16 protein-coding genes are annotated in these 12,362 nt (G+C 61.2%); 9 read left to right on the top strand and 7 right to left on the bottom strand.

Features of this window, described 5'->3' with window-relative positions:
- Positions 1–159: 159 nt before the first annotated feature.
- Positions 160–654, top strand: coding sequence for a GNAT family N-acetyltransferase (locus tag QMK54_RS20350; RefSeq protein ID WP_223594130.1), 495 nt, complete (start codon positions 160–162; stop codon positions 652–654).
- Here QMK54_RS20350 and QMK54_RS20345 read toward each other — a convergent pair.
- Positions 632–937, bottom strand: a complete 306-nt coding sequence (locus QMK54_RS20345; protein ID WP_056723739.1) for an NIPSNAP family protein — start codon at positions 935–937, stop codon at positions 632–634. The two genes, QMK54_RS20350 and QMK54_RS20345, sit on opposite strands and share 23 nt — an antisense overlap.
- A gap of 212 nt (positions 938–1,149) precedes the next feature.
- Between QMK54_RS20345 and QMK54_RS20340 the strand changes: the two genes are divergently transcribed.
- Together QMK54_RS20340 and QMK54_RS20335 are read left to right on the top strand one after the other, a co-directional pair.
- Entirely contained in the window at positions 1,150–1,812 is a 663-nt protein-coding gene (locus QMK54_RS20340) for an ATPase (protein ID WP_320401233.1), read from the top strand.
- A gap of 59 nt (positions 1,813–1,871) precedes the next feature.
- Positions 1,872–2,210 (top strand): hypothetical protein, encoded by a 339-nt coding sequence (locus QMK54_RS20335; RefSeq protein ID WP_110663311.1) that lies wholly within the window; start codon positions 1,872–1,874, stop codon positions 2,208–2,210.
- A 290-nt stretch (positions 2,211–2,500) separates the two neighbouring features.
- Here QMK54_RS20335 and ppk2 read toward each other — a convergent pair whose 3' ends face one another.
- Positions 2,501–3,418: a polyphosphate kinase 2 gene (gene ppk2, locus QMK54_RS20330; protein ID WP_223594137.1), complete on the bottom strand. Its 918-nt coding sequence runs from the start codon at positions 3,416–3,418 to the stop codon at positions 2,501–2,503.
- Between the two features lie 177 nt (positions 3,419–3,595).
- Between ppk2 and QMK54_RS20325 the strand changes: the two genes are divergently transcribed.
- Both QMK54_RS20325 and QMK54_RS20320 read left to right on the top strand, forming a co-directional pair.
- Positions 3,596–4,525, top strand: a complete 930-nt coding sequence (locus QMK54_RS20325; RefSeq protein ID WP_223594139.1) for a Ppx/GppA family phosphatase — start codon at positions 3,596–3,598, stop codon at positions 4,523–4,525.
- 208 nt (positions 4,526–4,733) lie between these two features.
- Entirely contained in the window at positions 4,734–5,123 is a 390-nt protein-coding gene (locus QMK54_RS20320) for a cytochrome c family protein (protein ID WP_320401232.1), read from the top strand.
- On the opposite strand, the gene QMK54_RS20315 is transcribed toward QMK54_RS20320, so the two are convergent.
- Positions 5,124–5,984, bottom strand: a complete 861-nt coding sequence (locus QMK54_RS20315) for a LysR substrate-binding domain-containing protein (protein ID WP_320401231.1) — start codon at positions 5,982–5,984, stop codon at positions 5,124–5,126.
- 134 nt (positions 5,985–6,118) lie between these two features.
- Between QMK54_RS20315 and QMK54_RS20310 the strand changes: the two genes are divergently transcribed.
- Genes QMK54_RS20310 through QMK54_RS20295 form a run of 4 tightly spaced genes read left to right on the top strand, consistent with a single transcriptional unit; the run spans position 6,119 to position 10,360 of the window.
- A complete protein-coding gene (locus QMK54_RS20310) occupies positions 6,119–7,171 on the top strand; it encodes an agmatine deiminase family protein (RefSeq protein WP_320401230.1) in 1,053 nt (350 codons plus the stop codon).
- Positions 7,172–7,175: 4 nt separating this feature from the next.
- Complete coding sequence (aguB, locus tag QMK54_RS20305) at positions 7,176–8,084, top strand: N-carbamoylputrescine amidase (protein ID WP_110659317.1); 909 nt, start codon at positions 7,176–7,178, stop codon at positions 8,082–8,084.
- A 1-nt stretch (position 8,085) separates the two neighbouring features.
- Positions 8,086–9,186, top strand: coding sequence for an extracellular solute-binding protein (locus QMK54_RS20300; protein WP_320401229.1), 1,101 nt, complete (start codon positions 8,086–8,088; stop codon positions 9,184–9,186).
- Between the two features lie 49 nt (positions 9,187–9,235).
- Complete coding sequence (locus QMK54_RS20295; protein WP_320401228.1) at positions 9,236–10,360, top strand: agmatine deiminase family protein; 1,125 nt, start codon at positions 9,236–9,238, stop codon at positions 10,358–10,360.
- Positions 10,361–10,509: 149 nt separating this feature from the next.
- Here the strand turns inward: QMK54_RS20295 and QMK54_RS20290 are convergent, their stop codons facing one another.
- From QMK54_RS20290 to QMK54_RS20275, 4 genes are read right to left on the bottom strand one after another with little or no spacing between them, the layout of a single operon-like run.
- Positions 10,510–10,938 (bottom strand): nuclear transport factor 2 family protein, encoded by a 429-nt coding sequence (locus QMK54_RS20290; RefSeq protein WP_320401227.1) that lies wholly within the window; start codon positions 10,936–10,938, stop codon positions 10,510–10,512.
- Positions 10,931–11,674, bottom strand: coding sequence for an SGNH/GDSL hydrolase family protein (locus QMK54_RS20285; protein WP_320401226.1), 744 nt, complete (start codon positions 11,672–11,674; stop codon positions 10,931–10,933). Before QMK54_RS20285 ends, QMK54_RS20290 begins: the two co-directional genes overlap by 8 nt.
- A 28-nt stretch (positions 11,675–11,702) precedes the next feature.
- On the bottom strand, positions 11,703–11,903 hold the full coding sequence (locus tag QMK54_RS20280) for a helix-turn-helix transcriptional regulator (protein WP_007988375.1): 201 nt from the start codon (positions 11,901–11,903) through the stop codon (positions 11,703–11,705).
- On the bottom strand, positions 11,900–12,274 hold the full coding sequence (locus QMK54_RS20275) for a hypothetical protein (protein WP_110659312.1): 375 nt from the start codon (positions 12,272–12,274) through the stop codon (positions 11,900–11,902). The genes QMK54_RS20280 and QMK54_RS20275 overlap by 4 nt, the downstream gene beginning before the upstream one ends.
- Positions 12,275–12,362: the final 88 nt, after the last annotated feature.

The raw sequence follows: 12,362 nt of genomic DNA, 5'->3' as shown, positions 1-12,362 counted from the left end.
AAGCGGTGTGTCATTCAACATTTATGTCGACTGACACGGCCTCTCTTCGCGAGCAAGCCCGCTCCCACAGTGGGTCGCGGTGCTTTCAGAAAATTTTACGTCGCTGTTCCATTGCCATTGCTAGTCTGTAATTCCTTGAGACCGCAATGGAGCACCCTCATGGCTATTCAGGCCCTGCGCGCCGACGCATCACATATCGACCAGATCACCCCTTTGTTTGACGCCTACCGGATGTTCTACGAGCAGCCGTCGAACCTGGCGCAATCGCGCGCCTTCATCGCCGAGCGACTTGCCCGGGACGAGTCGGTGATTTTCCTTGCCCAGGACAGCGACGGTGAAAACCTCGGCTTCGTCCAACTGTTCCCAACCTTTTCCTCGATCGACGCCCACCGTACCTGGCTGCTCGGTGACCTGTTCAGCACACCCGCCGCCCGGGGCAAAGGCGTCGGCACGCTGCTGATGAACACCGCCCGGGATTTTGCGAAGCTGGCCGGCGGCAAAGGCATGACCCTGGAAACCGCCACCGACAACTTCACCGCCCAGCGCCTGTATGAATCCCTGGGCTGGGTGCGCGACCCTGGTTACTACACCTACTGCCTGGATCTGAAAAAAGACTGCCCCAGCGATCCTGTCAGCCAAACACCGGACGCATGAATGAACGCTCGTAGCTGAGGATGAATTTCTTCTCTTCGGCGTATTTGAACGCCGCGATGCACTCCGGATCATTCATCGACTGCTGTCGGTAATGCTCGTACGCCGCCAGGCTCGGGAAGGTGAACAGCGCCAGGGCGATGTTGTTGGCGCCCTCCGAAGGCAAGAAGTAGCCGTGGTGCTGGCCGCCGAATTTTTCCACCAGGGGAATCCACAACTTGCCGTAGTGCTCGAAGGCTTCGAGCTGGTAGGGATCGAGCACGTATTTCAGGTAGCAGGTCACCATTGTTCCATTCCTTGATCGGGTTTTGAGTGCAGACGCCACTGTAATGAACCGTGGGCGCCCGGCACAGCCGCTTGTTCGACATCGACCGGTAAGTTTGCGCCAGATGCACTATTGGTTCAGTCAATAGTCACCATCAAGAATCGCAAGTTCTGTTTTCTGCGCAAAGGCGGAAAATTGCCAGCATTGAACACGCTGCTCAAGGAACCTGCGCGATGAAAATCTTGACCCGACTGGCTGTGATTGCCCTGTTGCTGGGCAGTGTTGCATCCACCGCATCGGCCTACGCCGAGGACGCACGCGCCTGCCATCTGCCGCCCATCACGGCGAGCCAGGGCGGATTGCAATACGGGCAGACGGTCGGGGTGCTCTACAGCGAAAACACCGTGGAAAACCTGCAATACCTTGAGCAATACCACTCGGTGGCCGTGAATGGCGCGAAAAACGCACTGGATGCGCGGATTCGCCAGGCCTTTGTCGACAGCTCCGATCCGCAACTGGCCATCGACTGGCTGTTGAGTTCGCTGCACAAGACTTTTCTGTCGGTGACGGTCTACGACAACCTCGATGCGCTGGTGCAGGCCCATCCCGATGTAGTGGTGATGCTCGATACCCACAACCAGTTGCTGACCCAGCGCAACGACCGGGTCGAGGCGCGTTTCGCCGCGCGGTTCTACGACGCCAGCCTGCAGTACATCGGCAAGGCCGAAGGCGCGGTGGCAAAACAACTGCCGTCGGTGTGGGTGCATGACAAGGCTGCCCCCGAGATTGCCGCGCAGATCGAGCAGCAACGCGACCTGCAACTGACCGCGTTGAAACAGTTCGATGCGTCGTTGAAGGCACTGGTATCCGCCGGATTGACCGCAGCTACAAATTAACAGGCCCGACGTCCACTGAGCGGCGGGCAAGCCAACGATTTTTTTCCAGGACCTGATTGATGCGCACTTTTTTCACCCCGACTCTGGCAATCGCTTCGCTGCTGCTGGCCGGTTGCGCCACGCCGAACGACCCGACGATGACCTTGCAGACCAGCAAGTCGCCCGAGGAATACACCCATTGCGTGGTGCCGAAGTTGCAGCACGATGCACTGGCGCCCACGGTGTCGCAGACCCAGCGCAGCTACCGGATTGTCGTATCAAGCAAAGTGGCGGCGGACAACGTACTGGAAACCTACAAGGCCTCGAACGGCGGCAAGGTGTTCCTGTACGAGCGCAAGCTGCTGGCCTCGGCGTTCGTGCCGTCGACGTTCGAGCGTGCGGCGCAGGAATGTTTGTAAGGCGGATTTCAGGCAAAAAAAAGCCGCCGGGAAAGGCAGCAGAAAGTTAAAGCACGCATTGGATGACCTGAGTATGGCACCCGCTTCATGACGATTCGATGACGGCTTGATGGTCATTCATCAGGATGCCGAAAATCCTGCTGCGAGTGATTAACTGTGGCGAGGGGGCTTGCCCCCGTTGGGTTGCGAAGCGACCCCAGCAATCTTCGGGCATATACGACTGCTGCGCAGCCGAACGGGGGCAAGCCCCCTCACCACAGAAGCCCCCTCGCCACAGGTCTTGTGTTGAGTCAGTAAACCTCCGGCACGATGATTTCCTGCGGTACGGGCCCCCGTGAATAGTCTTTCTGCCGCTCGCGCTGGGGCAACTCGATCACCGGCAACTCGACTTCTTCATACGGCATCTGGTTCAGCAGGTGATGAATGCAGTTGAGCCGCGCCTTCTTCTTGTCGTCAGCCTGCACCACCCACCATGGCGCTTCGGCGATGTGGGTGCGCTCGAGCATGATTTCCTTGGCCTTGGTGTAGGCCTCCCAGCGGCGGCGCGACTCCAGGTCCATGGGGCTGAGTTTCCACTGCTTGAGCGGGTCGTGAATGCGGCTGAGAAAGCGCAGGTTCTGTTCCTGGTCGGAAATCGAGAACCAGTACTTGATCAGCTGGATGCCGGAGCGGGCGAGCATGCGCTCGAATTCCGGCACGGTGCGGAAGAACTCTTCGTACTGGTCGTCATTGCAGAACCCCATGACCTTTTCGACCCCGGCGCGGTTGTACCAGCTGCGGTCGAACAGCACGATTTCCCCGGCGGCGGGCAAGTGCGAAACGTAGCGCTGGAAATACCACTGCGTGCGTTCGCGGTCATTGGGCGCGGGCAGGGCGGCCACCCGGCAGACCCGGGGGTTGAGGCGCTGGGTGATGCGCTTGATCACGCCACCCTTGCCAGCGGCATCGCGACCTTCGAACAGGATCACCACCTTGTGCCCGGTCTTGACCACCCAACTCTGCAATTTCACCAGTTCGCCTTGCAGGCGAAACAGTTCGGCGAAGTAGCGGCGCCGGGCTTCTTTCTCGCTGCCATCCTCGATGTGTTCATCGAACAGGGCGTCCAGGTTGTGTCCGTCTTCCGATAATTCCAGTTCCAGCTCTTCGTCACTGATATCGAGCAGCTCGCGGTGGATGCGCTGGATCAAGGTGTCCTGATTGGAAAGCATGGTGAGCACTCGGGTCGTGGGTGGCACAGCCGATCCTGGTCACAGTTTGTTACGAATTGGTGATGGCCACTGGTGTCATCTGGGTGTCATCGAAGCCATGGCAACATCCTCGCAATCCGTCTCGAGTGCCCGGCAGGCCGCCAGCCTGCCGGCAGATGAATGTGCAAGGAACCCCGTATGAAAGACGCCCCGCTGTTTGCCGCCATCGACCTGGGCTCCAATGCGTTCCGCCTGATGATTGGCCAGTCGGTGAGGCGCAACCAGCAGATGGTCATCCAGGAGGTGAAGACCTTGCGTGAACCGGTGCGTCTGGCCGAAGGCCTGCAGGGCGGGGCGCTCGATGAGTTGGCGCTGGACCGTGGCTGGCAGGCGCTGGCGCGGTTCGGCAAGAAGTTGCGCGGTTTCGAGGCCGGGCGCGTGCGGGCGGTGGCCACCAGTGCCGTGCGCGAAGCAGACAATGCGCCGTTGTTCCTGGCCAGTGCCGAACGCCACCTGGGCTTTCGCATCGACGTTATTTCCGGTCACGAAGAGGCACAACTGGTCTACGCCGGCGTGGCCCACACCTTGCCGGCGCAAAGCACGCGGCTGGTGGTGGATATCGGCGGTGGCTCCACGGAAATGATCATCGGCCGTGGCGACCAGTTGCTGGTCACCGAAAGCATTGCCATTGGCAGCGGCACCTTCGGCGCACATTACTTCCATGGCGGGCGGATCGTCGCCCAAGCGCTGCTGGAGGCCGAGCGCGCGGCGACGGTGCAGTTCGAACGCATTGCCCGCCGCTATCGCGCCATGGGCTGGCAGCAGGCGATCGGCTCTTCCGGGACGGCGCGGATGCTGGCCAAGGTGCTCAAGGCCAACGGCTTGAATGATGACGACCAGAGCGGCATCACCTACGGCGGCCTGTTGCGCCTGTCATTGCGCCTGCTGGAAGTCAAACATGTGAAACATCTCAAGCTGGCGGGCCTGCCCACCCATCGCCTGAGCATTTTGCCCGGCGGCCTGGTGGTGATGCTCGCGGCGTTCAAGGTGTTCGGGATCACGCATATGATTGCGTCGGAACCGGGTCTGCGGTTCGGCGTGCTGCATGGATTGATGAGCAAACACTGAAATCCCCGCAAGATCATCCAGCAGGCCGGCATTCCCGGGAAACTGTAGGAGCCGGCTTGCCGGCGATGGACTCACGTGCGCCGCGTTTATCCAGTTCTTACGCGTTATCGTTAACGATTATCGCTGGCAAACCAGCTCCTACAAGGGATTTGGGATCTCCCCGGCCTGCATGTTCCAATACCCGGCATCGCCAGACTGGAAACGGAACATGAAGAACATCGCAGCACTGCCCCTCGCCCTGGCGCTCAGCGCTGGCCTGTTCAGCATGCCCACCCTTGCAGCAGGCGATGCCCAGGCCGGGGAGAAAGTGTTCAAGCGCCTCTGCAGTGGCTGCCATCAGGTCGGCGAGTCGGCTCGCGCCTTTTTCGGCCCGCAGCTCAATGGCGTGATCGGTCGCCACTCTGCCGTCACCACGGACTACGTGTATTCCGATGCGATGAAATCCGCCAACCTGGTCTGGGACCGCGACACCCTGATCGCCTATCTCGAAGCACCAAAGAAAGTCGTCCCTGGTACCCGCATGATTTTCTGGGGGCTCAGCGATCCGGAAAAGATCGAAGACCTGTTGGCCTATCTGCAAACTTTTCCGGCGCAGTAATCACTCGCTGGCAAGGTTGTCGACCAGCCATTCGGTAAAGGCCCGCGCCATCGGGATGTTCTCGCTGTCACGGTGGGTCAGCAGTGCCCAGTTCGGGCCACGGATGGTTTGCTCCACCATCGGCTGCAACAGCCCGGTGGCCCGCGCCTGACGACTCAGCAACTGGCTGACCAGCGCAATGCCGAGCCCCATGCAGGCCGCGTCCAGCAGTAAACCCGGATCGGAAAAATTCAGCCCCTGATCCATCTGCCCCACATCAATTCCCGATTCCACCGCCCAGTGGCTCCAGTCCATTTCCCGCTCGCCATGCAGGGTGGTGCGCTGCTCAACCGGTACGGCCAGCAGGCTTGGATGGCAGGCCGGGTAGAGGCGGTCGGCGTGCAGCACCTTGAAGCTGCATTCGGCCTGGGAACTGATGTCGTCGCGCACCGCCAGGTCGATGGTCTGGCTGGCCATGTCCGGCACTTCATCGGTGCTGAACATCCACAGGTCGACCTGCGGATGCTGGCGCCGGAAATCCCCCAGGCGCGGCAACAACCAGTGCCGGGCGAAGGCCGGCGTGGTGTTGAGCACCAGTTGATTGGGTTTCTGGTACTGCCCCAACCGGCGAATCCCTACCGCCAATTGCTGCAACAACGCCTGGGTGGTGCTGAGCAAGTCGTGACCGGCATCGGTGAGGCTGACGCTGCGCCCGCTGCGATGGAACAGCGGTTGTTCCAGGTACGCCTCAAGGCTGCGGATCTGTTGGCTGATCGCCGACTGGGTGAGGTGCAACTCGTCGGCGGCCTTGTGAAAACTGCCCAGCCGGGCGGCGGCTTCGAAGCCGCGCAGGGTACTCAGGGGCGGCCAGTGTTTGAGCATATCGATAAGTTCCTCTAATCAGTTGCCTGCAAAATCCATCGTTTGTTTGCCCGTTTTACCAGCCGTAGCATGCATGCCAAGACCGCCAAGGCCGTTTTCATTGAACACAATGACTTAACTCAGAGGTACTTGTCATGCAGCAGAACGAAACTCAAAACAGTGGTTGGATGATGCCGGCCGAGTGGGTCACCCACGCCGCCACCTGGATGGTCTGGCCGCATAACAAGACCCTTTGGGAGTCCGGCTGGCGGGTGACGCTGGCGCAGGTTCAAGAGGACTTCGCCCGGGTGGCCAACGCCATTGCCCGCTTCGAACCGGTGAAGCTGGTGGTCGACCCTTCAGCCGTCGCCAGCGCCAAGGCGTTGTGCGGGCCGAATGTCGAGCTGATCGAACTGGCGGTCAACGACAGCTGGTGCCGCGACTCCGGCCCGAGCTTCGTCTGCCACCCGCAGCAAGGCCTGGCCGGTGTGAGCTGGCGCTTCAATGCGTGGGGCGGCAAGTCGGCCCACGATCTGGACGAGAGCCTGGCCCGCCGTGCGCTCAACCACCTGGGCCTGGAGTGTTTCGGCACGGCGCTGAGCAACGAGGGCGGCGCCATTCATGTGGACGGCGAGGGCACGCTGATCACCACCGAATCGGTATTGCTCAACCCCAACCGCAACCCGGGCGTGACCAAGGCCGAGATCGAAGAGATCTTCACCCGCCTGCTCGGTGTGAAGAAAACCATCTGGTTGCCGGGCGATCCGGACTACGTGACCGGTGACATGACCGACGGCCACGTCGATGGCGTGTGCGCCTTTGCCCGTCCCGGCGTGCTGCTGGTGGACGCCACCCACGACAAGCAATCGGTGTACGCCGAAGTGGCCCGCGAGAACCGCCGCGCCCTTGAACTGGCCACCGACGCCCAGGGCCGCAAGTTCGAGTTGATCGAACTCTATGAAGCCTCCGATGCGGTGGACACCGAGGCTGAAGTGTTCTGCGCCTCCTACACCAATTTCTACATCGCCAACGGCGCGATCATCATGCCGGCCTATGGCATCGACGCCGATAACGTTGCCGCCGAAGTGTTGGCGCAGGCATTCCCGGGGCGTGAAGTGGTGCCGGTGCGGATCAACCATCTGGCCCATGGCGGCGGCGGTGTGCATTGCATCACCCAGCAACAGCCGGCTTGGCCGGTGCGGGGTTGATGCCATGACGCTGCTGACTATCGCCACCACCCAGATGCCTTGCACCTGGGACCTCAAACACAACCTCGACGAGGCCGAGCAATTGGTCCGCGAGGCCGCGGCCAAGGGCGCGCAGGTGATCCTGTTGCAGGAACTGTTCGCCACGCCGTATTTCTGCATCGAGCAACACCACAAACACCTGGCGCTGGCCGAGGAGTATCGCGACAGTCACGTGCTCAAGCGCTTCGCTGCGCTGGCCAAGGAACTCGGCGTGGTACTGCCGCTGAGCTGGTACGAGAAAGCCGGCAACGCCTACTTCAATTCGTTGAGCGTGGCCGACGCCGATGGCCGTCTGTTGGGCGTGTACCGCAAGACCCACATCCCCAACGCCATCGGCTATCAGGAGAAGGAGTACTTCAGCCCCGGCGACAGCGGTTTCCGGGTCTGGGACACCGCGTTCGGGCGCATCGGCCTGGGCATCTGCTGGGACCAGTGGTTCCCGGAAACCGCGCGCTGCCTGGCCTTGATGGGCGCCGAAGTGCTGCTGTTCCCGACCGCCATCGGCTCCGAGCCCGGCTGTGCCACCCTCGACTCGCGCGATCACTGGCAGATGACCATGCGCGGTCACGCCGCCGCCAACCTGCTGCCGGTGGTCGCGGCCAACCGTGTCGGCCGAGAAGCGGCGACCACCGATCCGACCCTGCAAATGAACTTCTACGGCTCGTCGTTCATCTGCAACCACAAGGGTAAATTGCTCGCCGAAGCCGACCGCGACAGCACCGGCGTGCTGGTGCACAGCCTGGACCTGGCGGCCATGCGCGAAGACCGCCTGACCTGGGGCATCTATCGCGATCGCCGTCCGGACATGTACGGCGCCTTGCTGACCCAGGACGGTCGCCAGATCCACTCACGCTGGGCAACCCAAGGGGTGTGACATGAACACGATCAACAAGCGGTGCCTGGCCATGGGGCTGGCGTTGAGCTGTGCGGTGCCGGCGTTGCACGCCGAGGAGAAAACCCTGCGGCTGTACAACTGGGCCGACTATTTTGCCGAAGACACCCTGAGCAAGTTCACCGCCGAAACCGGGATCAAGGTGATCTACGACGTCATGGACGGCAGTGAAACCCTTGAGGCAAAAATGCTCGCTGGCGGCAGCGGCTACGACCTGATCTTCCCCGGTGACACCGTGGCCGAACGCCTGATGCGCGCTGGCAGCCTGCAACCGCTGGACCAGTCCAAAATCACTGCTTTGGCCGACGTCGAGCCCGGATTGCAGAAACTGCGCTCGCACTATGAGCATTCGAGCAAAGCCACGGTCCCGTACACCTGGGGCACCATCGGCCTGACCTACAACGCCGAGCAGATCGCCCAGCGTGCGCCGGACGCGCCGGTCAACAGCCTGGACATGCTGTTCAAACCGGAACTGGCGGCGAAGTTCGCCGACTGCGGCATCTCGATGATCGACTCGCCGGACGAAGTGCTGGCGGTGGTGCTCAACTACCTCGGCCGCGATCCGCGCAGCGCCAAACCGGCGGACCTGGCGGCAGCCAGTGACATGCTGATGAAGATGCGGCCATACATCCGCAAGTTCCAGTCGCAACCGGTGACCGACCTGGTCAACGGCAACCTGTGCATGTCCCTGGGCTACAGCGGCGACATGACCCAGGCGCAGCGCACGTCTGACAGCGCCGGCAAGAAAACCACCTTCCACTACCGCATCCCCCGTGAAGGCACCACGGTGTGGATGGACACCATGGCCATTCCCGTCGACGCCCGTCACCCGGAATACGCCTACGCTTTCATCAACTTCGTCATGCGCCCGCAAAACATGGCGGCCATCAGCAACTTCACCGGCTACCCGACCTCCAACGCCAAGGCGCGGCCGGACGTCGATGCGGCGATGCGCAACAACCCGGACATCTACCTCGATGAAGCCACCTACGCGCGGTTGATTCCCGGCAAGGACATTCCCCAGGCCGACATGCGGGCACGCATGCGCACCTGGACCAAGTTCAAGACCGCTACGGTCAATTGATCACCGGTCGGCCCGCGGGCCGGCCAACCCCCGGATTTCAGGAAAACACATGCCGACACGTCGAACATTCATCAAGCAGGCATCGGTCATCGCCGGACTGGGCGCAGTGGCGTCCATGGGATTGGGCTTTGCTTCCCTGCCGGTGCGCGCGGCTGGCAAAAAAGACTGGTACATGCCCGATGAGGGTGACAAACACCAGCGGGCCTTCATCGCCTTCGGCGCACAGGCCGCGATCTGGGAGGACTTCACGCCCCACGTGCAAGAGGCCCTTGGGCGGATCGCCCGCAGCATCGCCCAATACGAGCCGGTCACCGTGTTCTGTCGCCAGAGCGAGCGGCGCCTGGCCGAAGCCAAATGCGGCAGCCACAACACCACGTTCGTGATCACCGAGCTGGATGACATCTGGATGCGCGACACCGGCGCCAATTTTGTCGTCGATGGCAACGGCGGTCTCGGCGCCGTGGACTTCAACTTCAACGGCTGGGGCAACAAACAGCAGCATGAGGAGGATGCGCAACTGGCCGCCCAGGTCGCCGAAAACGCCAAGGCGGATTACCAGCGCAGCGAACTGGTGGGCGAGGGCGGTGCCATCGAAGTGGACGGCCACGGCACCGCGATCATGACCGAAAGCAGCTGGATCAACCGCAACCGCAATCCGGACTGGAGCAAGGCCGATGTCGAGGCCGAACTGAAAGAACGGCTGGGGCTGCGCAAAATCATCTGGCTGCCGGGGATCAAGGGCAAGGACATCACCGACGCCCATGTCGACTTCTATGCGCGCTTCGTCAAGCCCGGCGTGGTCATCGCCAACCTCGACAATGACCCCGAGTCCTACGACTACAAGGTCACTCGCGCTCATCTGCAGATCCTCGAAAACGCCACGGATGCCGATGGCCGCAAATTGCAGGTGCATACCGTGTCGCCACCGCTGAACCCGCGCAACAGCCGGTTCAGCAAGGACAACCCGGACTTCGCCGCCGGCTACATCAACTACTTCGTGATCAATGGCGCGATCATCGCACCGGAATTCGGCGACAAGGAAGCGGATGCCAAGGCCTTCGACCTGCTGTCCGAGCTCTACCCGGACCGCGAAGTGGTGCAGCTCAACATCGACGCGATCTCCGCGGGCGGGGGCGGGATTCACTGCGTGACCAGTCACCAGCCGCTGGTGTGAGGATTCCAGACGTTACACAAAACCTGTAGGAGCGAGCCCGCTCGCGATGGACTCAAGAACGCCGCGTTTATCCAGCAAGCACGCGTTTTCGTTAACGCCCATCGCGAGCAGGCTCGCTCCTACAAGGGATTTTTGGTGAATCAGGTAAATCAGGTCTTGCTGGCTTTCAGGTAAGCCCCGAGGCGCCGGCCCATTTCTTCACCCAGCGCCTGCAAGCCACTCAGTGGCCGCACCATCACTTCAAACTCGACAATCCTGCCCTGTTCGTTGAAGCGGATCATGTCGATGCCCTTGAGCTCTTTCTCGCCGACTTTGGCGCTGAATTCGAGAATCACGTTCAAGCCATCCGCCGTGGCCAACTCACGGTGGTAGGCAAAGTCCTCGAACACGTTCATGACCGTGTTGAGGATCATCGACACCACGGGCGCCCCCGGATACGGCGTGTGCGCCATCGGCGAGCGGAACACCGCCTGCGGATCGAGCATTTCGGGCAGGCCGCTCAAGTCGCGTTTGCCGATCATCGCGTGCCACTGCTTCAGGGACGCTGCGACATTGGGGTTCAGGTTCAGCTCAGACATCTTCAACTCCTGTTTTTATTGTTGTGGTGCGAAAGCGTTGGTCGATGACCCTGGCGGCATCGTCGGCCCATTGACGGTAAAGCAGCGGCCCCGGATGAAAGCCATCGCTGGCCATCAGGCCCGGTTCGGGCACCAGCGGGGTGGTCAGCATCGTACATTGATCCATTCGATCTGCCAGATCCGCCAGATGTGCGTTGAAAACACGCGCCCGGAACCCCAGAAACCAGCGCAGCGGCTGCGGCAGGGCGGGGAACAGGTGCATCGGCGGAAGGGGCGACACGACAATCTGCCTCACCGCAAACCTGTCGCACAACAGCGCCATCAAGCGCCGTTGCCGAGCGAGCCACTGATCCAGGGTGAGTGAGCTGGTGACATCGTTGACGCCAATCGACAACAGCGCCACGTCGAACGACTCCACGGCGTGCTGTTCGAGCAGTTCCAGCAACCCTTGCGAATCCAGACCGGAGCGCGCCCAGAGTTTCCACGACACCTGATAATCATCGGCCAGGCGCTCGACCAGCCGACCGCTCAGGGCTTCACCTTGAGTCGCCGCACCCACCCCCGCCGCGGCGCTGTCGCCGACAATCAACAAGCGCAGAACCTCGCCGCTGCCGGCCTCGCCCTGGCGTTCACCTTCGGCCTCCGGCAATTTGGGCGTCATTCGCCGGGTGTACAGGCCTTGCGCAAGCAACACCGGGCCGAGGAGGATTTTGGCGAGGGTTTCCGTATGGCTCATGGGCAGTTGCCTGATTGAAAGAGGGTGATCAGCCGGCGAACTCGTCATCGAAAATGCTCTCGATAGGCAGCGCAAACGCCCGGGCAATCTGAAACGCCAAGGGCAGGCTGGGATCATAGCGGCCATTTTCGATGGCATTGATGGTCTGCCGCGAAACATTCAACAACGCTGCCAGATCCACTTGTGACCACTTGCGTTCGGCGCGCAGTTCCTTGAGACGGTTTTTCATTGATAACGCCGCTTGGCAAGTCTAAGGCCGATCATCCACATCAGGCCCATCACTGGCCACACACAGACCCAGGACACGTGTGGAAAGCCGACATTCTCCAGAAAGCCGTAAGTGAAGGTCAGCAATGCCGAAGCGGCAAAGGCAAAACCGAGCGCCTCGTACTGAATGCGCAAATGCATTTCGTCCAGCGTGCGCATATTGCGCACCACCGCCCAACACATCAGCCCCGCAGGAATCACAGGCAGTAGCGTGATGATGATCTTCAGCGCCATGGCCATCTCTTGCTGATCCTTGAGCAGGATGAGCGACACGATCAGCAATATCGAGTACAGCGCCGTCGCAGCGCCCATTTCCATGTAATAGCGTTTCATTGCTTGCTCCTGATGTAAAAGACCCTTTACATACTCGCCGGAGATTTTATCGATGTAAAGGGTGTTTTACATCTGTGGGGCTGCCGAT

Source organism: Pseudomonas sp. P5_109 (genome assembly GCF_034009455.1).
In the GTDB taxonomy this organism is placed as follows: domain Bacteria; phylum Pseudomonadota; class Gammaproteobacteria; order Pseudomonadales; family Pseudomonadaceae; genus Aquipseudomonas.
The sequence above is the reverse complement of the archived record's forward strand: the minus strand, read 5'-3'. Positions and strand labels throughout refer to the sequence as shown.